At 65.6% G+C, this 19,976-nt stretch carries 19 protein-coding genes; 11 read left to right on the forward strand and 8 right to left on the reverse strand.

Going from position 1 to position 19,976, the window contains the following annotated elements; genetic code table 11:
- Window positions 1-233: 233 nt before the first annotated feature.
- From A7X65_RS35370 to A7X65_RS35395, 6 genes are all read left to right on the forward strand, one after another.
- Window positions 234-1,277, forward strand: a complete 1,044-nt coding sequence (locus A7X65_RS35370; RefSeq protein WP_063694023.1) for a C-terminal binding protein — start codon at window positions 234-236, stop codon at window positions 1,275-1,277.
- A 94-nt stretch (window positions 1,278-1,371) separates the two neighbouring features.
- Window positions 1,372-2,715: an ABC transporter substrate-binding protein gene (locus A7X65_RS35375; protein ID WP_063694024.1), complete on the forward strand. Its 1,344-nt coding sequence runs from the start codon at window positions 1,372-1,374 to the stop codon at window positions 2,713-2,715.
- 129 nt (window positions 2,716-2,844) lie between these two features.
- Entirely contained in the window at window positions 2,845-3,801 is a 957-nt protein-coding gene (locus tag A7X65_RS35380; RefSeq protein WP_063694025.1) for a carbohydrate ABC transporter permease, read from the forward strand.
- Complete coding sequence (locus A7X65_RS35385) at window positions 3,794-4,696, forward strand: carbohydrate ABC transporter permease (RefSeq protein ID WP_063694026.1); 903 nt, start codon at window positions 3,794-3,796, stop codon at window positions 4,694-4,696. Before A7X65_RS35380 ends, A7X65_RS35385 begins: the two co-directional genes overlap by 8 nt.
- A 131-nt stretch (window positions 4,697-4,827) precedes the next feature.
- The gene (locus A7X65_RS35390; protein WP_063694027.1) at window positions 4,828-5,796 is read left to right on the forward strand and encodes an MBL fold metallo-hydrolase; all 969 of its coding nucleotides are present in this window, start codon (window positions 4,828-4,830) and stop codon (window positions 5,794-5,796) included.
- Window positions 5,797-5,894: 98 nt separating this feature from the next.
- Entirely contained in the window at window positions 5,895-7,250 is a 1,356-nt protein-coding gene (locus A7X65_RS35395) for an esterase-like activity of phytase family protein (protein WP_063694028.1), read from the forward strand.
- Window positions 7,251-7,381: 131 nt separating this feature from the next.
- Here A7X65_RS35395 and A7X65_RS35400 read toward each other — a convergent pair whose 3' ends face one another.
- The 6 genes from A7X65_RS35400 to A7X65_RS35425 form a co-directional block, all read right to left on the reverse strand.
- The gene (locus A7X65_RS35400) at window positions 7,382-8,215 is read right to left on the reverse strand and encodes an energy transducer TonB family protein (protein ID WP_063694029.1); all 834 of its coding nucleotides are present in this window, start codon (window positions 8,213-8,215) and stop codon (window positions 7,382-7,384) included.
- Window positions 8,215-8,661, reverse strand: a complete 447-nt coding sequence (gene exbD, locus A7X65_RS35405) for a TonB system transport protein ExbD (RefSeq protein ID WP_063694030.1) — start codon at window positions 8,659-8,661, stop codon at window positions 8,215-8,217. Before exbD ends, A7X65_RS35400 begins: the two co-directional genes overlap by 1 nt.
- Window positions 8,662-8,664: 3 nt before the next feature.
- Window positions 8,665-9,441, reverse strand: coding sequence for a tonB-system energizer ExbB (gene exbB / locus A7X65_RS35410; RefSeq protein WP_063694031.1), 777 nt, complete (start codon window positions 9,439-9,441; stop codon window positions 8,665-8,667).
- A 24-nt stretch (window positions 9,442-9,465) separates the two neighbouring features.
- On the reverse strand, window positions 9,466-9,969 hold the full coding sequence (hutX, locus tag A7X65_RS35415; protein ID WP_063694032.1) for a heme utilization cystosolic carrier protein HutX: 504 nt from the start codon (window positions 9,967-9,969) through the stop codon (window positions 9,466-9,468).
- A gap of 30 nt (window positions 9,970-9,999) precedes the next feature.
- Window positions 10,000-10,335, reverse strand: coding sequence for a heme-degrading protein HmuQ (hmuQ, locus tag A7X65_RS35420; protein WP_063694033.1), 336 nt, complete (start codon window positions 10,333-10,335; stop codon window positions 10,000-10,002).
- Window positions 10,336-10,434: 99 nt separating this feature from the next.
- Window positions 10,435-12,777 carry a TonB-dependent hemoglobin/transferrin/lactoferrin family receptor gene (locus A7X65_RS35425; RefSeq protein ID WP_063694034.1) on the reverse strand — a complete coding sequence of 781 codons (2,343 nt, stop codon included), beginning with the start codon at window positions 12,775-12,777 and terminating at the stop codon, window positions 10,435-10,437.
- 247 nt (window positions 12,778-13,024) lie between these two features.
- Between A7X65_RS35425 and A7X65_RS43440 the strand changes: the two genes are divergently transcribed.
- The 4 genes from A7X65_RS43440 to A7X65_RS35445 are packed head-to-tail and all read left to right on the forward strand — an operon-like array spanning window position 13,025 to window position 16,076.
- On the forward strand, window positions 13,025-13,231 hold the full coding sequence (locus A7X65_RS43440; protein ID WP_063694035.1) for a hemin uptake protein HemP: 207 nt from the start codon (window positions 13,025-13,027) through the stop codon (window positions 13,229-13,231).
- Window positions 13,232-13,237: 6 nt separating this feature from the next.
- Window positions 13,238-14,188: a heme/hemin ABC transporter substrate-binding protein gene (locus A7X65_RS35435; protein ID WP_063694036.1), complete on the forward strand. Its 951-nt coding sequence runs from the start codon at window positions 13,238-13,240 to the stop codon at window positions 14,186-14,188.
- Window positions 14,185-15,279, forward strand: a complete 1,095-nt coding sequence (locus A7X65_RS35440; protein ID WP_063694037.1) for a FecCD family ABC transporter permease — start codon at window positions 14,185-14,187, stop codon at window positions 15,277-15,279. The genes A7X65_RS35435 and A7X65_RS35440 overlap by 4 nt, the downstream gene beginning before the upstream one ends.
- On the forward strand, window positions 15,276-16,076 hold the full coding sequence (locus A7X65_RS35445) for a heme ABC transporter ATP-binding protein (protein ID WP_063694038.1): 801 nt from the start codon (window positions 15,276-15,278) through the stop codon (window positions 16,074-16,076). The genes A7X65_RS35440 and A7X65_RS35445 overlap by 4 nt, the downstream gene beginning before the upstream one ends.
- A gap of 173 nt (window positions 16,077-16,249) precedes the next feature.
- On the opposite strand, the gene A7X65_RS35450 is transcribed toward A7X65_RS35445, so the two are convergent.
- Together A7X65_RS35450 and A7X65_RS35455 are read right to left on the reverse strand one after the other, a co-directional pair.
- Window positions 16,250-17,929, reverse strand: coding sequence for a mucoidy inhibitor MuiA family protein (locus A7X65_RS35450; RefSeq protein ID WP_063694039.1), 1,680 nt, complete (start codon window positions 17,927-17,929; stop codon window positions 16,250-16,252).
- Window positions 17,930-18,102: 173 nt separating this feature from the next.
- Window positions 18,103-18,723, reverse strand: coding sequence for a response regulator transcription factor (locus A7X65_RS35455; RefSeq protein ID WP_063694040.1), 621 nt, complete (start codon window positions 18,721-18,723; stop codon window positions 18,103-18,105).
- 202 nt (window positions 18,724-18,925) lie between these two features.
- Here A7X65_RS35455 and A7X65_RS35460 point away from each other — a divergent pair, with 202 nt between their 5' ends.
- Window positions 18,926-19,960, forward strand: a complete 1,035-nt coding sequence (locus tag A7X65_RS35460) for an AraC family transcriptional regulator (protein ID WP_063694041.1) — start codon at window positions 18,926-18,928, stop codon at window positions 19,958-19,960.
- The last annotated feature ends 16 nt before the right edge of the window (window positions 19,961-19,976 follow it).

The following is a 19,976-nucleotide window of genomic DNA, read 5'->3' on the forward strand; positions in this document are numbered from 1 at the left end:
AGGGATACGGGCACGCGAGTGAATCGATCGAAATTGAATCAACTTTTAGTGTGAGACACCTTAGCAAGTTACTTACGTGCCTCCGTAGAAGCCCGGACGATGCCGCCGAAACCGGCAATAATCATCGCGGCGGACAACCGGGAATTGTACGCGCAGGCATCGATTTCGCGTAAAAGACGCAAAGGCCCGCCCGAGAGGCGGGTCACAACAAGAAACCAAATCGGGAGCAGGACATGCCGAAATACAGGGTGGTGACGCCGAAGGGCGCGAGCTTCACGGTCGCAGGCAGCGATTATTCCTACGAGCGCGAGGCGCTCGATCCGATCGATGCCGAGATCGTCGAGGCCCCCGCCAACGAGGCCGAATTCATCGCCGCCGCCAGGGATGCCGACGCCATCTACGCCAAGGGCATCCCGATCTCCAAGACCATCATCGACAGCCTCGAGAACTGCAAGGTCATCACGCTCGGCTCCGTCGGCGTCGACAGCGTCGACGTGAAGGCCGCCACCGCCCGCGGCATTCCCGTCACCAACATCCCCGACACCTTCATCGAGGAAGTCGCCGACCACGCCATGATGCTGCTGCTCGCCGGCTTCCGCCGCCTGGTCGAGCAGGACCGCATGGTGCGCGACGGCCGCTGGGCCGAAGGCCGGCCGGCGCTGCTCAAGATCCCCCGCCTGATGGGCCAGACGCTCGGCTTCGTCTCGTTCGGGCGCGTCGCGCGCGCGGTTGCGAAGCGCGCAGCGCCGTTCGGCCTGCGCATGATGGCCTACGATCCCTTCATCCAGGAGACGCTGATGTACGACCATGGCGTCATCCCGGCGACGCTGAACGAGGTGCTGTCGCAATCCGACTTCGTGTCGATGCACGCCCCGGCCCGGCCCGAGGTGCATCACATGCTGACCGAGAAGCACTTCCGGCAGATGAAGAAGGGCTCGGTCTTCATCAACACCGGCCGCGGCGCCACGGTGGACGAGGAGAGCCTGATCAAGGCGCTGCAGGAGGGCTGGATCGCGCACGCCGCCCTCGACGTGCTGGAGAAGGAGCCGCCTTCGCACAACAATCCCCTGCTCCGCATGGAGAACGTGACCCTGACCGCCCATGTCGCCTCGGCATCGGCACGGTTCGACGAGGCGCGCAAGCGCCGCGTGGGCTACGAATTGTCACTGGTGCTTCAGGGGATGTGGCCGGTAAGCTGCGTCAATCCGTCGGTGCTGCAGAACACCGCGCTCCGCCGCTGGCAGCCCGTCAGCATGGATCGCGGACCGAACAGCTAGGCGGCCGGCGCAGCAAGCGCCGGAACCGGCAAAAGAACGGAACGACCCTTCACCGGCGATCAACGCCGGGAAGGGAACACATAGGGAGGTACTGATGAGGAACGACATCACACGTCGTGATGCCTTGGCGCTGGGCCTGTCTGCTGCAACGCTCGCGGCCACCGGTGCTGCAGCGCAAACATCTGCTATCAAAGCTGCCGATGTTGCACCGCCCAAGCTCGAGATCGAGAAGGGCGCCAGCTTGCGCATGCTGCGCCCGGTCCGCTTCGTGCAGGCCGACGAGGACGTCTTCCGCGCCAATGCGGCGAAGTTCACCAAGGAGACCGGGGTCGAGGTCAAGGTCGACTTCGTCGGCTGGGAAGACATCAACCAGCAGACCGCGGTCACCTCGAATTCCGGCGCCGGTCCCGACATCATCATCGGCTTCTCCGACGCGCCTCATATCTACATCGACAAGCTGATCGAGCTCACCGACGTCGCCGACTATATCGGCAAGCGCTATGGCGGCTGGCTGCCGCTCGCCCAGCGCTACGGCAAGAAGAACAAGAGCGAGTCCTGGATCGGGCTGCCGTTCGGCGCCACCGCCGGTCCCCTGATCTACCGCAAATCGGCGCTGCAATCGGTCGGCTTCGACAAGGTGCCGGAAGACCATGCCGGAATTCTCGACCTGTGCCGCAAGCTGCACAAGGCGGGCAAGCCGGCCGGCTTCGCGCTCGGCAACGCCAAGGGCGACGGCAACGGCTTCGCCAACTGGGCGCTGTGGTCGCACAACGCCGCCCTGCTCGACGAGGAAGGCAACGTCATCATCAACAGCAAGGAGACGATCGCTGCGCTGAACTGGGTCAAGGAGGTGTATCCGACCTTCATCGCGGGGACGCCGTCGTGGAACGACGTCAGTAACAACCGCGCCTATTCCTCGCAGGAGATCTTCCTGACCGCGAACGGCGTTTCGCTGTATTTCTCGCTGAAGAACGATCCAGCGACCAAGGCAATCGCCGAGGACAGCGAGCATCAGCTGCTGCCGAAGGGCCTCGCCAAGGTCTCCCCGATGGCCGGCCTGACGCTGAACGCGATGGTGTTCAAGCACAGCCCGTACCCCAACGCCGCCAAGGCCTTCCTGCAATACATGCTGGAGAAGGACCAGTACGAGCCGTGGCTCAATGCCAACTCCGGCTACTGGTCGCAGCCGCTGGCGGCCTATGCCGACGCCGCCGTGTGGTCGCAGGACCCCAAGGTGAAGCTGTTCAAGGACACCATGAACAGCACCTATTACGACGGCTACAAGGGCCCGATCTCGACGGCGACCGGCGCGGTCAGCGCCGATTACGTGCTGGTCCAGATGTGCGCCTCCGTCGCCACCGGCGCTGCCACGCCGGAAGCCGCGGCCGCCGAAGCCGAGCAGCGCTGCAAGCGCTACTTCCGGCGGCAGGGCCGGTAAGGGGCGACAATCGAGCCATCGTCATCGCAACGAAGCAATCCAGACTATCACCCCGGAGACAGACTGGATTGCTTCGCTTCGCTCGCAATGACGAGTGTAGCGACAGCATAGAACAGGACGCCGACCCTGATGTCCGTGACCACCCTCCCCACCGCCGCACTGGCGCAGCGGCAGCCGAACTGGATCGTGCGGCTGTTCGACTACAAGCCGTTCCTGATCGCGATGTGCCTTGCGCCGGCGCTCGGGCTGCTTGCCGTCTTCCTCACCTATCCGCTCGGCCTCGGCGTCTGGCTCGCCTTCACCGACACCACGATCGGGCGGCGCGGCATCTTCGTCGGTTTCGAGAACTTCCAGTATCTCTTGACCGATCCCTTGTGGTGGAACGCGGTGTTCTACAGCGTGTTCTACACGGGCGTCGCGACCTTCGGGAAGTTCGCGCTCGGCTTCTGGCTGGCGCTGCTGCTCAACAACCATTTCCCGTTCAAGAGCCTGCTTCGCGCCATCGTGCTGCTGCCCTGGATCGTGCCGACAGTGCTCTCGGCGCTGGCGTTCTGGTGGATCTACGATCCGCAGTTCTCGATCATCTCCTACCTCCTGGTCGACGTGCTGCACTGGAGGTCGACCAACATCGATTTCCTCGGCTCGCCCTGGCCGGCGCGGTTCTCGCTGATCGCGGCCAACATCTGGCGCGGCATCCCCTTCGTCGCGATCTCGCTGCTGGCGGGCCTGCAGACCATCTCGCCGTCGCTCTACGAGGCCGCGATGCTCGACGGCGCCAGCGCCTGGCAGCGCTTCCGCTACATCACTTTCCCGATGATGATGCCGATCCTGGCCATCGTCATGACGTTCTCGATCATCTTCACCTTCACCGACTTCCAGCTCGTCTACGCGATCACCCGCGGCGGTCCCGTCAACTCGACGCATTTGCTGGCGACGCTGGCGTTCCAGCGCGGCATCGCCGGCGGCGAGCTCGGCGAAGGCGCAGCGATCGCGGTGTCGATGATCCCGTTCCTGGTGTTCGCGACGCTGTTCTCCTATTTCGGCCTGGCGCGCCGCAAATGGCAGCAGGGGGAAGCCAATGACTGATACCGTCGCGCAAACCTCGACCGTCGCCGACACGAAAGCGCCGCCCGACACCATGGCCTGGGATTCCGGGCTGCGGCGGCTGATGATGATCTATCTGCCGCTCGGCTGCTTCGTGCTGATCCTGCTGTTCCCGTTCTACTGGATGGCGATCACCTCGTTCAAGCCGAACGCGGAGCTGATGAATTACAAGGAGCACAACCCGTTCTGGATCTCCTCGCCGACGCTCGCCCACATCAAGCACCTGCTGTTCAACACGTCCTATCCGCAATGGCTGAAGACGACGATGATGGTCGCGATCGGCTCGACCACGCTGTCGCTGATCGCGAGCACGCTGGCGGCCTATGCTATCGAACGGCTGCGCTTCCGCGGCAGCCCCTATGTCGGCCTCGGCATCTATCTCGCCTATCTCGTGCCGCCCTCGATCCTGTTCATTCCGCTCGCGACCGTCGTGGTGCAGTTCGGCCTGTTCGATTCGCCGATTGCCCTGATCCTGGTCTACCCGACCTTCCTGGTGCCGTTCTGCACCTGGCTGCTGATCGGCTATTTCAAGTCGATCCCCTACGAGCTCGAGGAATGCGCGCTGGTGGACGGCGCCACGCGCCTGCAGATCCTGCGCCGGATCACGCTGCCGCTGGCCGTGCCCGGCCTGATCTCGGCCGGCATCTTCTCCTTCACGCTGTCCTGGAACGAGTTCATCTACGCGCTCGCCTTCATCCAGAGCGGCGCCAACAAGACCGTGCCGGTCGCCATCCTGACCGAGCTCGTCACCGGCGACGTCTACCAGTGGGGCGCGCTGATGGCGGGCTCGCTGCTGGGATCGCTGCCGGTCGCGATCTTCTACTCGCTGTTCGTGGACTATTACGTGTCCTCGCTGACCGGCGCGGTAAAGGAGTAGCAGAGTCCGCGCGATCACGGTTTATCGTGCTATCGTGGTAGATCGCTTGCCTTCCTTGGTGCTACCAGCCGTGCCTGCGGCCGGTTCGATCATTGGCGCCGCCAATAAGCATTGAGGAAAGCGAGCATTTCATGGGATCGCCAGAACTCCCCTCATTGTCCCGACGGGGCTTTTGTTTGTGCTGCGTCGGCGGCGCCTTTGCCGCCACAGCGGGTTGGCTTACGCCGCGACAGGCCTACGCAGAGGCGCGCGGCCTTGTCAGCGTGATCAAGGACAGTGCGGCAACGTCCCCGATCACGACCACCAAGCTGCGTAACAATATCAGCGTGCTGGAAGGATCCGGCGGCAACATCGCCGTCCTCACGGGGCCTGACGGCAAGCTCCTGGTCGACGCCGGCATCGGCGTCTCGCGCCCGCGGCTTACCAACGCGCTGGCCGAGCTCGGCAAGGAGCCGATCGCGCACCTCATCAATACGCACTGGCACTTCGACCACGCCGACGGCAATGAATGGCTGCAGGCGGCCGGCGCCAAGATCATTGCCCACGAAAATACCCGCAAGCACCTCTCCGTCGTTCAGCGGGTCGAGGACTGGGACTACAATTTTCTCGCGCTGCCCCCGAGCGCCGTCCCGGCCCAGGTGTTCGCCAGGGAGCATCAGCTCAAGGTCAACGGCGCATCGATCGCGATGAAGTACTACGGGCCGGCACATACCGACGGCGACATTTCGGTGATGTTTACCGAGGCCAATGTCCTGCATGTCGGCGACACCTACTGGAACGACATCTATCCGTTCATCGACTATTCGACCGGCGGCAGCATCAACGGCATGATCGCGGCCTCCGACGCGAATCTGGCGGTGGCCAACAACGACACCATCATCATTCCCGGTCACGGCAAGCCCGTCAGCAACAAGGCGGAGCTGCAGGCATTCCGCGACATGCTGGTCGCGATCAGGGACAATGTCGGCAACCTCAAAAAGCAGGGAAAGTCGCGCGACGAGATTGTTGCCGCCAAGCCCACGGCCGCATTCGACGCGAGATATGGGCAGTTTCTCGTCGATCCCGGATTCTTCACCAGGCTCGTCTATGAAGGCGTGTGAAGCGGTATGCGAATAGCCGCCCTGCGGCCTTTCGCCCGCTTTCACAAAACTGCAACACGCAATCCGCATAAGGCGTCGTCCGCTAACAGGAGACGCACATGCGCGCGACTTTTCTCAGCACCGTCGCAACGATCATTCTCACAGGGAGCGCCGCGCTCGCGCAGAGCGAGGGCGAATTCCCGGCCAAGCTCGCCGGCCACGTGGTGATGCCGGCCGCCACTTTCATCGACGCGCCGGCCGACGCGCCCGCCGATCTCAAGACCTCCGGCAAATACACCACCGGCAAGCGCGTCGACGCGCTCGGCACCGTGATGGGCAAGTCCTATGAGCGTCCGACCGGCGTGTCGCTGCCGTTCAAGGGCCAGCCGCTGCAGGGCCATTCCGGCATCAAGCATATGCCCGACGGCAGCTACTGGGTGATCACCGACAACGGCATGGGCGCGCGCGCCAACTCGCCGGATTCGATGCTGTACCTCAACCGCTACAAGATGGACTGGGCGAACGGCAAGATCGAGCGCCAGGAGACCATCTTCCTGCACGACCCCGACAAGAAGGTGCCCTTCCGCATCGTGCATGAGGATACCCAGAAGCGCTACCTCACCGGCTCCGATTTCGACACCGAGGGCTTCCAGATCATCGGCGAGAATTTCTGGATCGGCGACGAGTTCGGCCCCTACATCCTGAAGGCGGACAAGACCGGCAAGATCCTCGGCGTGTTCGAGACGGTTGCCGACGGCAAGCCGGTGCGCTCGCCGGACAACTGGGCCGTCGCGACGCCCGGCGCGCCGGGCGCGACCTACACCAACGTCAACCTGCGCCGTTCCAAGGGCTATGAGGGCTTCGCCTCCTCGAAGGACGGCAAGTTCATCTACGGCCTGCTCGAGGGCCCGCTGTGGGATGCCGACAAGAAGGATTGGGAGAAGGTCGACGGCAAGGAAGCCTCCCGCATCCTCGAATTCGACGTCGCCGCGGAGAAGTTCACCGGCCGCTACTGGCAGTATGTGTTCGAGCAGAACGGCAATGCCATCGGCGATTTCAACATGATCGACCCGACCGCCGGCCTCATCATCGAGCGCGACAACGGCGAAGGCACCGCCGACAAGGCCTGCCCGCAAGGGACCCGTGGCGAAAACTGCTTCCCGGATCTCGCCAAGTTCAAGCGCATCTACAAGATCGAGCTATCCGACGCCAATGTCGGCAAGCCCGTGCGCAAGATCGGCTATATCGACCTGATGAAGATTAGGGATCCCGACAAGAAGGCGCGCAAGCCGCTCAATGACGGCGTCTACACTTTCCCGTTCTTCACCATCGAGAACGTCGATCGCGTCGACGACACCCACATCATCGTCGGCAACGACAACAACCTGCCGTTCTCGTCCAGCCGCGATCCCAATAAGGCCGACGACGACGAGTTCATGCTGCTCGAAGTCGCCGACTTCCTGAAGGCGAAGTAAGACTGCTCTCTCGACACGGTCATCGCCCGGCTCGACCGGGCGATCCAGTACGCCGCGGCGTCAGCGATTGAAGCGTGATGCCTCGGCGTACTGGATGCCCCGGTCAAGCCGGGGCATGACTGCGGAGAGAGCTACCGGATCGCAAACGAGATCGGCACGGAGAAGCTCATCGTGGCGTGCGTAATCTCGGGCGGGAATGCCGGGAATGGCTGCGCACGGCGGACCATCGCCATGGTCTCGGCGTCGAGCGCCGCATAGCCGGCCGAACCGGAAAGACGGCTACCGAGCACCTGGCCGCTGCGGTTCAGCGTAAAGCTCAGGCGTGACACGCCGTGCTCGCCGGCCGCCTTCGAGGCCGGCGGGAATTGCTTGAAGCGCTGCAAATGCGCGGCCACCATCTGGTTATAGGAAGCGATCGCTGCCGCCGACGCGCCGGTATTCACCGCCGATGCGGCGGGCGCCTGCCGCTCCGCACGCGGCGAGGCGGTGGTGCGCGGCGCAGGCGTCGTGTGACTGGGCTTCCTGGCATCGGGACGCACCAGTTTCGGCTTGACCGGCTCGGGCCTGGTCTCGGCGACCGCCTTGGCGGGCTCCGCCTCGGCCGGCTTCAGTTTCTGTTCGGGCGGCGCCACCACGTCAGGCCTTTCCTGCGGCGGCGTCGGCGCGATGGTCTCCTCGATGGCCTGCGGTGCGGACTGATCCGGCGGAGAGGCGTCCGCCTGCTCCATCACCGGCCCCGGCGCGAGGTCGAGCGGCGTCGATTGCGGTGCCGACGTCACGGGCGACATGTCGACCATGATCGCCGGCAGGCTGACGCCCTGCTCCGGCTGCGACTTGATCCAGCTCATGGCCAGCACCGCGGCGGCAACATGCAGCGCCACGATCACGCCCGCCGAGAAGCCCCAGCGCGCGGCCTCGCCCTCGCCGAGCGGCTCGTGCAGGGCGAAGGCGTTCGCGGCGGCCATCAGCTGCGTCCGTCGAGGCCGACGAGGGCGACCTTGAGATAGCCGGCATTGCGCAAGGTGTTCATCACCTCCATCAGATCGCCGTAGCTCACCGCCTTGTCGGCGCGCAGGTAAATGCGCTCGTCCTTGCGCCCGTGGGTCGCTGCTGCGAGCGCGGCGGCAAGACCGTCGCGCGCGATCGTGTCCTCGCCGACGGCAACGGTGAGATCCGGCTTCACCGTCACGAAGACCGGCTTGTCCGGCCTTGGCGCCGGCTCGGCCGCGGTCGCGGGCAATTCGACGCCGATGTCGACGGTGGCGAGCGGGGCTGCCACCATGAAGATGATCAGCAGCACCAGCATCACGTCGATGAACGGCGTGACGTTGATCTCGTGGGTGACGTCGAGATCACCGGGGTCGCCGCGCCTGAGCGGCGATCCCATGCGTGCACCGAGCTTCGCGCCCATGGCCTACTCCGCCGCCCGTGCCAGGCGGAATTCCCTGTGGTCGCGCTGGCGGCTGACCAGCAGCATCAGCTGGGCCGAGGCATCGCCCAGCAATGCGCGGTAATTGGCGATGCCGCGGACGAGATGGTTGTAGATGACCACCGCCGGAATCGCGGCGACGAGGCCGAGGGCGGTTGCGAGCAGCGCCTCCGCGATCCCCGGCGCGACCACGGCGAGGCTCGTGGTGTGGCTCTCGGAGATGCCGATGAAGGAATTCATGATGCCCCAGACCGTGCCGAACAGGCCGACGAACGGCGCGGTGGCGCCGATGGTCGCGAGTACGCCGGTGCCGCGCGCGATCTGCCGGGACATCGCCGCCTCGACCCGCTCCAGTCGCAGCGCCACGCGCTCCTGAAGGCCGTCATCGACGACGCCGCCGGAGAGCTCCGCCTCCTTCGCACAGGACTGGATGAGCTGGGCGACCGCATCGTGCGCATCCCCGATTCGCTCCGCCGCCTCCGCCAGCTTCATCCTGCCTTCGAGCGCGCGGGTGCGCTTGACGGCGAGCGTGCCCTTGCGGCGCAGCTCGATGGTCTTGGCCAGCCACACCGTCCACGTCACCAGCGAGGCGATGGCGAGCCCGATCATCACCGCCTTCACGACGATGTCGGCGCCCAGGAACATGCCCCAGGGCGACAGATTGCGCGGCAACAGCGCCTCGTCGATCGCGAAGGCCGGCGCCGGCGCGAGCGTCAGGGCAGTTGCCAGGATCACGTGCCGAAGCCCGACTTTGCTTTGCATCCTGATCTCCCGACAGAAGAGAAGCTACGCCGCGATCCGGTCCGCGAGCTGGCGAAACCGCAGCAACTGGTCCGCGCGCAGCGCCCGGGTCTCGTCGCGGCCGACGAAAACCTTGAACATGATGCAGCCATCGGCGCTGACGAAGGCGACGAAGGCCGACGTCTTGCCCATGAACGGACGCTCGACGAAGGCGACCGCCGCACAGCGCTCGTGCCTGAGATGGCCGTGCAATCCCTTCGGTTGCATCAGGTTGAAATAGCCGCGGCCGATCTCGCCCGCCGGCACCGCCCCGGTAAACTCGAAGATCGCATCATCGGTGTGGACGATCAGCGTGACCTCGCCCCACACCGCGATGTCCTGCATGGCAGCGGCGAAATGCTCGCCACCGCCGATGCGTACCATGGACGACGGCAACGCCTCGATCACCGCACGCGCGGTCACCTTGCGCTCGCGCGCGACGTCCTCGATCACCGCGCCGGGATTGTCGGCCATGTACGCCTTGAGATCGGCGAGATCGGTGTTCAGCATGTCCGTATCCCTTTCGTGATCAGCCGCGGCCTAGGCGGCCGCGTTCGTCTTGCGCTCGGTCATGATGACCTCGAACCCCTCGAACTTGGGGTGGCCGAGATAGAGGCTCTCCCCGGTCTTGTTGTCGGCGCGCGCATGGGCGCGGCGGAATTCGTCCGATTTCGTCCAGGCCTCGAAGGCGGCTTTGTCGACCCACACCGTGTGCGAGGAATACAGTGTGTGATCCTCGAGCGCCGGTCCCTTGAGCAGGTGGAATTCGACGAAGCCGGCCATGCTGCCGAGATAGGATTCGCGGGTGCGCCAGACGGTCTCGAACGCGGCTTCCGAGCCGAGCTTCACCTGGAAACGATTCATGGCGATGAACATGTGAGGTCTCTCCTTGCTCTCAAATCGAAAACGCGCCGAAGCCGCGCTGGAGCATCAGCGCGGCCCGGCGGAAGTTGATGGTGTTGCGGTGCCTTTGGCTCACGCGCCTCCAAAGTGGATCTTCATGCCGGCCTTGTAGACCCGGCCCGGTCCCGGGCTCGACCACAGCACGTCGTTCTGCGAGGTGCCGTCGGTGGAGCTGCCCGGAATGGCGTAGGGCCGGTAGTACTGGTTCAGGAGGTTGTCGATCGAAGCCGTGAACACGATGTCCCTGGTCGCGTTGTAGGTCATGTACAGATTGACCAGCTCGTACCCGGTCGCGGGCAGATAGCCGGCGGGCACGTCGTTGTTCGGACCGTACGAGGCCCACTGCGCCGACAGGACCAGCGAGCGGTCGAGCAGCCGGACACCGCCGGTGGTGACGACCTTGCGCGGGGTGATGGTCGCGAGACCGACATTGGTCACGGCGTTCTTGCCCTGGATGTAGTGGCCGGCGACACCGACGAACCAGTTGCCGGCGTCGTACATCGTCTCCGCTTCAAAGCCCTGGATGCGGGCCTGCGCGATGTTCTGGTACTGGTAATACTGCGCGAACGAGCCGACGCCGGGGAACGTCACGAAGCCGAATGAAACGAGGTCGATGTAATCACTGACGTCGTTACGGAACAGGTTGATCTTGCCGCGGAATGAATCGTTGGCGCTGAAGATGTTGTCGTACTTCAGGTTGAAGCCGACTTCCTTGTTCTTGCCGATCTCGGGACGAAGGTTCGGGTTGGGCAGGAAACAGAACAGGCCGACGGTGCCGTCCGGGCAGGGGAAGAGCGCCGGGCCGCCACCGGTCGCGTGCGCGCCGGAGATCACGGTTTCGGTGATCGACGGGGCACGATAGCCTTCAGCATAGCTCACATAGGGCTGGAAGCCGGGAACGGGCGTGACGCCGAGGGTGATCTTCGGCGAGAAACGGTCTCCGCTGCCGTTGGTCTTGCCCGATTCCAGATCGTAGCGATCGTAGCGGATCGCGCTCACCGCCTCGAACCAGGTGCTGTAGTTCTGCTTCAACTGCAGGAAGCCGCCCGACACCGTGCGGATGCCGCTCGGCGTGGTGATGTTGGAATTGCCGCGGCTGTCGGTCGTGATCACGTCGTCCTGGAACGCATCGAAGCCGACGGTGAGCGCGTTGCGCCAGTCGCCGACATTGAAGCGCGTGGTGTTGTTGGCGTCGATGCCGAAGGTGTTGAGGACATAGCCGCGCTTGTCGCCGACGCAGCCGGAAATGTTGTTGCCGAAATTGCCGGTGCCGCAGAGGGCTGCACCCGAGGTCGAATAGTGGTACGTCTTGGTCTGGTCGTTATCGACGCGGTTGCCGTAGACCGACACGTGCGAGTCGAACAGATTGTCGCTCGGCAGCGAATAATTCCAGGTGATCGTCCCGGTGTAGTTCTTGGCGTCGGACGCGTAGACCGACGAACCCTGATAGAGCGCGCGCTGGGCTGCGGTCGCGACCGGCCCCCTGTTGAACTGGCCGATATCGTATTGATAGTCCTGGAAGACGGCGCCGAACTTGACCTCGTGGCCAAGGGCGGGACGCACCGTGAGCTTCAGCAGCCCGGCCTCAACCTGGTTGCCGGTGTTGCCGATCTCGGTGCCGTTGCCGTCCTTGTAATTGCCTTGCGTGCGGTAGACCGCGCCGCCGAAGATATCGACGTCGGGCGTGGCGCGCACGCCGCCGAATACCGAGCCGAGACCGCGATTGTTGTTGGAGCCGTAGGAGCCCGAGAGGTCGACGCCCCAGCGCTCGCCGGGACGCACCACATCGTCGATGTCCTTGGTGCGGAACGAGACCAGGCCGCCGATCGCGCCGGAGCCGTAGATGTTCGCGGTCGGGCCTCGCACGACGTCGACACCGCCGATCAATTCAGGATCGAGGAAGAAGGAGCCGTTGGCGTTATGACCGGTGCGTTGGTAATTCTGGCGCGCACCATCGACGACCACCGCAACGCGCCCGAACTCCTGCAGGCCGCGGATGTTGATGACGGTCGAGGGATCGTCGCCGCGCTCCTGGAACGACACGCCGGGCACGGCATAGAAGATTCCCGACAGCCGGTTCGGCTGAAGGCCCTGGATCTGGTCGAGCGTAATCGAGCTGACGGGCGCAAGCGCGTCGATCGCGCGCTCCTTGGTCTTGGTCGCGGCGACGGTGATGGTGTCGAGCACCTGAACCGGCGCCGTGCCGCCGGCCTGCGCGCGGGCGTTCAACGCGTCAGGCGTCGCCTGCTGCGCGGCTTGCGGCTTGGCCGGCTTGCGCTTGGCCTGCTTTGGTGAGGCGCTTTCGCTCTGTGACGAAGCGGTCTGCGCAAAGCCGCTTGCCGGCATCACTGCCGCGATTGAAACCACCGACGCGCCCAAAATCAGGGCGCGCGAATACCTAGCCCCGTCAGCCATAACCCCAACCCAATCATCATTGTCTTAGTTTGGCTGGCGTGCGCCGCACGAGGCGAGCGACTGGCTGGCTATTTGTGGTGCGGGCTCCCCGGCCCGCTGCCTTATTTGGTTACGTGGCAACACTCTGACGGTCAATGACGCCGGGTTGCAGTTTATATCAATTGTAAATCGCCGCCGTTGGAATGCGCCTGATGCCGCCTGTACAAGCAGCCAGCATCTGAATTTACGAAAGCGCATCACACTCACAATGCCAGCGACACCGGGAGACAATGGCGGCGATGCGGCAGGACCGACACAAAGTCCTTCTGCAGCAACGAGAACTCTCACCATGCGGGGGAGCCGGATCGACAGCCGCGAGCTGTTTGCGCATGAGCGCGAGATCATCATCGCACATGGCGAGGACAGCTATCGCCTCCGCCTCACCTCGCAGAACAAGCTGATCCTGACGAAGTAACCTGTAATGACATTTTGTCGCACCCTCGCAAACCTCGTGCTGTCCAGCGTCATCGCGCTTGCATCGAGCGCGCATGCGGCCGGCGTCACCGTCCACGACGCGCGCAATCGCGACGTCACCGTTGCCGACTTCGCGCGCACGGTTTCGATCGGCGGCGCGATCACCGAGATCCTCTATGCGCTCGGGCTGGAAAGCCGGCTGGTCGGCGTCGACACGACCAGCCTCTATCCGGCGGCGGCGCTGCACGACAAGCCCAATGTCGGCTACATGCGCCAGATCTCCGCCGAAGGCGTGCTCGGCCTCAACCCCACGCTGATCCTGGCGATCCAGGGCTCGGGTCCGCGCGAGACCATGGACCTGCTGGAGACGGCGAAGGTGCCGCTGGTGCTGGTGCCCGAGACCTTCTCCGAGGAGGGCCTGCTCGAGAAGATCAAGCTGGTCGGTCACGCCATGGGCGTCGACGCACGCGCCGCGTGCCTCAGCAACGCGGTCGGCGCCGATCTCGCCCAGCTTCGCGGCCTGCGTGCCAAAGTGACGAAGCCGGTGCGCGTGATGTTCGTGATGTCGCTGCAGAACGGGCGCGCGATGGTCGCGGGCCACAAGACCGCCGCCGACGAGATCATCCAGCTCGCCGGCGCCACCAACGCGGTCGACGACTATGACGGCTACAAGGTCATCGGCGACGAGGCGATCGTGGCCGCGAAGCCCGAAGTCGTGCTGTCGATCGAGCGCGGCAAGGACTCGCTGCAGGCCGATGCGGTCTACACCCATCCCGGCTTCGCGCTGACGCCGGTCGCGGCCAACAAGAGCTTCATCACGATGGACGGGCTCTATCTGCTCGGCTTCGGGCCGCGCACGGCCGCGGCCGCGCGCGATCTCTCCGTCAAGCTCTATCCGACCTTGGCCGATGGCGGCGCCTTCACATCGGCGCTGTCGGCGGCGAACTGCCGACAATGAGCGTGGCGGCCGGGACGGAGCCGCGGAGCCTGCGACGAGCCGGCGCGGGACGCCGGTTCGTGCCGGTCGCGATTCCCGCCCTGCTCGCAATACTGGTCGGCACCGCCGTCGTTGCATTGACGGTCGGCGCAGCCGGCATTCCCCTTTCCCGGCTTCCGGCGGCGCTCGGCTTTGCCGGTCACGCTGCTGCCGACCCCATGACGGCGCGCGACCAGCTCGTGCTGTGGTCGATCCGTATTCCCCGCATTGCCGCGACTGCGATGGTCGGCGGGCTGCTGGCGGCGGCCGGCGCGATCATGCAGGGCCTGTTCCGCAACCCGCTCGCCGATCCCGCCCTCGTCGGGGTCTCCAGCGGCGGCGCGCTCGCGGCCGCCGGCGCGATCGTGTTCACGGATTCGCGCTTCGGCGAGACGCTGCGTTTCCTCCAGACCGAGCTGTTGCCGCTCGCCGCCTTCGCGGGCTCGCTGGCGACGACCGCCATCCTCTACGGCATCTCCAGCCGCGCGGGGCGGACCTCGATCGCGATCTTCCTGCTCGCCGGCGTCGCCATCACCGCCATCACCAATGCCGGCATCGGGCTGCTGGTGTTCATCGCCGACGACCGCCAGTTGCGCGACATCACGTTCTGGATGCTCGGCTCGATGAGCGGCGCGACCTGGACCAAGGCGGCCGTGCTCGCGCCGGTCCTCCTCATCGGGCTCGCGGCCTGCGCCTTCATCGCGCGCGGCCTCGATCTGCTGGTGCTCGGCGAAGCCGACGCCTTTCACGGCGGCGTCGACGTCGAGCGTCTCAAGAAAATCTCGATCGTCATGGTCTCCGCCATGACCGGCGTTGCGGTCTCGATCAGCGGCGTGATCGGCTTCGTCGGCATCGTGGTGCCGCATCTCCTCCGCCTCGTCATTGGACCGGCGCACCGGCTGCTACTGCCGGCGTCCATGCTGCTCGGCGCGATCCTGATGGTCGGCGCCGATACGCTGGCGCGCACCATCGTGGCGCCCGCGGAGATGCCGATCGGCATCTTGACCGCCGCCGTCGGTGCACCGGTCTTCCTCGGCATCCTGCTACGGCAACGCGGGCTCGCCGCGCTATGAGCGCCGTGATCGAAGCGAGTGGCCTGATCAAGCGCGCCGGCCGCGCGACGTTGCTCGACGGCGTCAGCGTGACCGTCGCGGCCGGCGAAATGGTGGCCATCATCGGCCCGAACGGCGCCGGCAAGTCGACGCTGCTGCGGCTGTTGTCCGGCGATCTCCGACCGAGCGAGGGCAAGGTACGGCTGAAGCAGCGCGGCATCGGCAGCTACACGCCGCGGGAGCTCGCCGCGCGCCGCGCGATGCTGTCCCAGCACATCAATGTCACCTTCCCCTTCACGGTCGAGGAGATCGTGCTGATGGGCGCGGGCGAGCGCAGTGCGCGCGAGGCAGGCAGGCTGGTCGAGGCCGCGCTGGACGAGGTCGGGCTGTCGCATTTCCGCGAACGGCAATTGCCGACGCTGTCGGGCGGCGAGCAACAGCGCGCCCATTTCGCCCGCGTGCTGGTGCAGCTCGCCTGCGGCGAGGCCGAGCATGGACCGGGCCTGCTGCTGCTGGACGAGCCGACCTCGAGCCTCGATCTGCGCCACCAGATCGACCTCGTCGAAGCCGCCCGCCGCCGTGCGAGCAGCGGCACGGCCGTGATCGCGATCCTGCACGACCTCAACCTCGCGATCCGCTTCGCCGACCGGCTCGTCGTGCTGAACGGCGGCAGGCTCGCCGCCGACGGCCCGCGCGCCGAGGTCGTCACGCGCGAGACCATCCGCGACATTTTCGAGATCGACGCCGTCGTGCATCAGGCCGACGGCGTGCCGTACGTGCTGCCGCAGTCGATGCGGGCGGCGATGTTACCCCGGTGAAGGTGCATTCCCTCGCCCCGCTTGCGGGGAGAGGGTTGGGGTGAGGGGGAGTCTCCGCGGGGATGGTGAGAGATGGACTCGCGGAGAGTCCCCCTCACCCGGATTGCATCTTCGATGCAATCCGACCTCTCCCCGCAAGCGGGGCGAGGTAGGGAAGCCGCCAGCCGCGAGGCCTACCCCGCCGGCACGATCACCATGCCCTTGTCCTTCGGCCAGCGGATGCGCCAGGCGAAGTTGATGTCGCGGGCCTCGCCGGGCTTGGCGTCGAATGACCATTCCAGCACGCCGCGCTTGTCGCGGATGTTGCTTGCGGTCGGCGGCGTGGTCGCGGGCAGCATCTCGACGACGATGTCCTCGCTCTCGCTCACCGGCAGCTGATCCTCGATCGCGACCTTGATCGGGAAATCATGACCGTTGCGGACGGTGGTCTTGAACGTGCGCTCGTCGGTCTTCGACGTCGTCACGAGGAGGCCGGCCGAGCCCTCGTTGCGCTTGATCACGGCGCGCTCGATTTTGACCTTGTCGTCGGCGCCGAAGCCGAGCCGCACGATGTCGTCCTTGGCGGAGGCGGAAATCTTGCCGCGGCCGACGAAGACGCCGTCGCGGTAGATCGCGACCTTGCCCGGCAGCAGCGTCGCCTCATCCGTCTGCTTGAAGCTGGCTTCGAGGAAGGCGGTGGGATCCAGCACCGGCGCCGCGCGCACCGCGAGATCGGCGGTCACGCTCGTGGAAGCGATGCGCAGGCTCTTGGCACCCTCGGCGGCGCCGAGGCTGACGCGGCCGGGAATCTTGAAGGTGGCCTGGAAGTCGCCGATCTCGGCAACCGCCTGCAGCTCGTCGGCGCGCTCGCGCGGCTCGGGTGACTCCGCAATCTTGGCCGCGAAGGATGGAATCTGCATTTGGCGCGCTACGGGCGCGGGCCTTGCCAGGTCCGAGGCCGCGCCGAGTGCCATCGGCTTGGGCGGTTGCGGATATTGCGCCACCAGCGTGTTCAGCTCCGGCGCGTTGCCGCCGCGGTTGATGCGGACCGTGGAGACTCCGAGCGTCACGTTTGACCAGTCCTCGCCGGTCGATTGCGTGATCTCGGCGCGGCGGACCAGTTCGAGCTGCGGCTTGCGGTCCTTGGCACCGGTGTCGAGCCGGGCGTCGTAGAGCGGCAGCCAGCGCGCGTTGCGCACATTATAGGTGACCCGGAGCGTCGCTTTGGTTGCGGCCGGCGCTGCGATGTCCATGCGAACCTCGAGCTTGCTCGGCGGCTTGGCCTTGCGTTCGACGTCGAGCTGGGCGATCTGCCGGTCGATCTCGCGGATCTTGCGCGTGGCCTCGCGGATGGCGGTGTCGGCGCTGGCGATTTCGTCGCCGACTGCGGTGAAGGCCGTGCGCCATTCGGCGATCGGCCGCGCCTCGCCCTTCTCGCCGATGCCGACGGGGGCCGCTTCCGCAAAATGCTCCGCGAACTTGCGCCGGGCATTGGCCGAGTCGACCGTGCCCTGCAGATCGGCGCGCTGGTCGTTCAGGGCCTCGATGCGCTTGTCCAGCTCCGGCAGATTGACCGGCGCCGCGCGCGGCGGCCGCGCATCGATGGTGCCGATGGTGAGTTTGGCGCCGCCCTCACCCTCCACCCGGATGGACGAGCTATCGAGACCGAGCGGAAAGTCCTTGGCGACAAGCGTCGAGTCGCCGGAGGGCAAATCGATCGCGATGATCCGGGTCACGGTGGCGCCATCGGGATAGACGGTGACGGTATCGATCGTCGAATTGGCGTCCACATCGGCGGCCCATGACGGCGATGCCATCGCCATGGTCACAAGGACCAGGCTCGTCGTTGCCAAATATCTTGCGGTGATGCGCATAAGATCCCTCCTGCCGGTATCGCCGCGCCGCCAGCCGGACGCGTGCGATCGAAATGCCTCGCCAACATGGTTGGACGCGGCAGGGAAGGAACTGGTTCGATTGGGGTTTCCGTGGGGCGCCGCTGCGGCGGCAGCAAGGCCGCGGAACGCATCGGCGTCCGCGGCGGAGATCGTCAAGCCTGAGTGGGCGCGCCCTGGCCGAAGATGCGGCGGAGCAGATCGGTGACGTTCTTGGCGCCGGCCTTCTTCAAGACGCTCGCGCGATAGCCCTCGACCGTCCGCGCGCTCAGATGCATGCGACGGGCGATCTCCTTGTTGGTGAGGCCGGCGGCGAGATGCTCGAGCACGTCGCCTTCGCGGCCCGTCAGGGGCTCACAGCCGGGCAGCCAGCGCTGCCGGCTCGCGCCGGGCTGCGCGAACTCGTCGATGGCGGCATCGATCCGGCCGACGATGTCGTGGGTGCGGAATGGCTTCTCGATGAAGTCGGCCGCGCCGCTCTTGATCGCGTCGACCGCCATGGCGATGCTGCCGTTGGCCGACGTCACCAGCACCGGCGCCATGCAATTCTCCTCGCGCAGCCGCTTCAGCACATCGAGGGCGGAGCGATCCGGCGGCATCTCCAGCAGCACGCAGGCCGGCATCCGCGTCCTGGCTTCCGACAACAGCGATGCGCCATCGGCGAAGCAGATCACGTCATAGGCGCTCTGTTGGAGCGCATTGGAGAGTTGTTCGCGGGAGGCTGCGTCAGTGTCGATGACGAATACCTCGCCCTTGGAAAGCGTGTTCCCCGGCATAATCCCGATCCAGCAATGTCTTGGTCAAATGAAACGAGACGGCCGGGGGCTCCGTCGCGCCCCGCCGTCAATCAGCACCGCATTCACGCCGGTGCTTCGCTTTTGATTATGTATGTTCCGCCCGGTTCCAGGATTTGACGGATCGGGACAGAAACTTTACATTTCGGGACATCTGCGGGAATGGCTGGCAGGAACGGTTCGCATGACGGACCTCATTCGCAGCGCAGGCTTGAGCTATTACCCGGAGGTGGCCCGGTCGGTGGGGCTCGACCCCAGACAGATGATGCGCAAGGTCAGGCTGCCGCTGGCCGTGCTCGACAAGCCGGATACGCCCATTGCCGTGACCAGCCTGCGCCGCCTGCTCGAATTGTCGGCAGAGGCCTCCGGCGCCGAAGATTTCGGCTTGCGACTCGCCGAGCGTGGCGGGCTGACCAATTTCGGCGCGGTCGGCCTGATCGTGCGCGAACAGGCGACCGTCGGCGAGGCCATCGAGGCGTTCTCGCGCTTCATCCACGTTCATCACGACGGCATGAAGCTCGACGTCGTCAGGGACGGGAAGACCGTGACCCTCGCCCTGCACCTGCGCGGCCGGCAGCCGAGCGCGCCGCGCCAATCGATCGACATGGCGATCGGCAGCATCCACCGCATCATCCAGTCGCTGTTCGGCAGCGACTGGCGGCCGCTGGAAGTGCATCTGCATTATCCGCCGCCGCACGACCGCAAGCGCTATCGCGACTTCTTCAGCTGCCGCGTCACGTTCAATGCCGATGAGGATGCGATCCTGCTGTCGGCGCACGACATGGAGCGACGGATTCCGAGCGCACATCCCCTCATCGCGAATTACCTGCGCAAGCGGATCGAGGCGATCGAGACTCGGCCGACAAGCTGGGAGGGGAAGGTCGACGAGGTGGTGCGGATCCTGCTCGCCAGTGGCGACTGCACAGTGGAGCGCGTCGCCGAGCATCTCGCCTGCACCCGCCGCACCATCCACCGCCACCTCGCCGCATCGGGCACCAGCTTCTCGGCCATCCTCGACGCGCAGCGCGCCGATCTCGTGGTCCAGCTGATCGACGATCCCGGCCGGCCGCTGGCCGATATCGCCACGCAGCTCGGCTTCTCCGCGCAAAGCGCGATGGCGCGCTGGTTCCGCGGCCGCTTCGGCTGCACCATCACGGCATGGCGCAAGGGCGTGCGACCGCTGCCGCCGGCCGGTCTGCCGTCGGCCACAGCGGCTTGAGCTCATACGCAATTCA

Origin of the sequence: Bradyrhizobium stylosanthis (assembly GCF_001641335.1) — a bacterium.
GTDB lineage: Bacteria > Pseudomonadota > Alphaproteobacteria > Rhizobiales > Xanthobacteraceae > Bradyrhizobium > Bradyrhizobium stylosanthis.

What these genes read in the sequence shown, in the direction of transcription:
- A7X65_RS35370 (WP_063694023.1), top strand. Translation starts at nt 234, where the DNA reads ATGCCGAAATACAGGGTGGTGACGCCGAAGGGCGCGAGCTTCACGGTC.
- A7X65_RS35375 (WP_063694024.1), top strand. Translation starts at nt 1,372, where the DNA reads ATGAGGAACGACATCACACGTCGTGATGCCTTGGCGCTGGGCCTGTCT.
- A7X65_RS35380 (WP_063694025.1), top strand. Translation starts at nt 2,845, where the DNA reads ATGTCCGTGACCACCCTCCCCACCGCCGCACTGGCGCAGCGGCAGCCG.
- A7X65_RS35385 (WP_063694026.1), top strand. Translation starts at nt 3,794, where the DNA reads ATGACTGATACCGTCGCGCAAACCTCGACCGTCGCCGACACGAAAGCG.
- A7X65_RS35390 (WP_063694027.1), top strand. Translation starts at nt 4,828, where the DNA reads ATGGGATCGCCAGAACTCCCCTCATTGTCCCGACGGGGCTTTTGTTTG.
- A7X65_RS35395 (WP_063694028.1), top strand. Translation starts at nt 5,895, where the DNA reads ATGCGCGCGACTTTTCTCAGCACCGTCGCAACGATCATTCTCACAGGG.
- A7X65_RS35400 (WP_063694029.1), bottom strand. Translation starts at nt 8,215, where the DNA reads ATGGCCGCCGCGAACGCCTTCGCCCTGCACGAGCCGCTCGGCGAGGGC.
- exbD (WP_063694030.1), bottom strand. Translation starts at nt 8,661, where the DNA reads ATGGGCGCGAAGCTCGGTGCACGCATGGGATCGCCGCTCAGGCGCGGC.
- exbB (WP_063694031.1), bottom strand. Translation starts at nt 9,441, where the DNA reads ATGCAAAGCAAAGTCGGGCTTCGGCACGTGATCCTGGCAACTGCCCTG.
- hutX (WP_063694032.1), bottom strand. Translation starts at nt 9,969, where the DNA reads ATGCTGAACACCGATCTCGCCGATCTCAAGGCGTACATGGCCGACAAT.
- hmuQ (WP_063694033.1), bottom strand. Translation starts at nt 10,335, where the DNA reads ATGTTCATCGCCATGAATCGTTTCCAGGTGAAGCTCGGCTCGGAAGCC.
- A7X65_RS35425 (WP_063694034.1), bottom strand. Translation starts at nt 12,777, where the DNA reads ATGGCTGACGGGGCTAGGTATTCGCGCGCCCTGATTTTGGGCGCGTCG.
- A7X65_RS43440 (WP_063694035.1), top strand. Translation starts at nt 13,025, where the DNA reads ATGCCAGCGACACCGGGAGACAATGGCGGCGATGCGGCAGGACCGACA.
- A7X65_RS35435 (WP_063694036.1), top strand. Translation starts at nt 13,238, where the DNA reads ATGACATTTTGTCGCACCCTCGCAAACCTCGTGCTGTCCAGCGTCATC.
- A7X65_RS35440 (WP_063694037.1), top strand. Translation starts at nt 14,185, where the DNA reads ATGAGCGTGGCGGCCGGGACGGAGCCGCGGAGCCTGCGACGAGCCGGC.
- A7X65_RS35445 (WP_063694038.1), top strand. Translation starts at nt 15,276, where the DNA reads ATGAGCGCCGTGATCGAAGCGAGTGGCCTGATCAAGCGCGCCGGCCGC.
- A7X65_RS35450 (WP_063694039.1), bottom strand. Translation starts at nt 17,929, where the DNA reads ATGCGCATCACCGCAAGATATTTGGCAACGACGAGCCTGGTCCTTGTG.
- A7X65_RS35455 (WP_063694040.1), bottom strand. Translation starts at nt 18,723, where the DNA reads ATGCCGGGGAACACGCTTTCCAAGGGCGAGGTATTCGTCATCGACACT.
- A7X65_RS35460 (WP_063694041.1), top strand. Translation starts at nt 18,926, where the DNA reads ATGACGGACCTCATTCGCAGCGCAGGCTTGAGCTATTACCCGGAGGTG.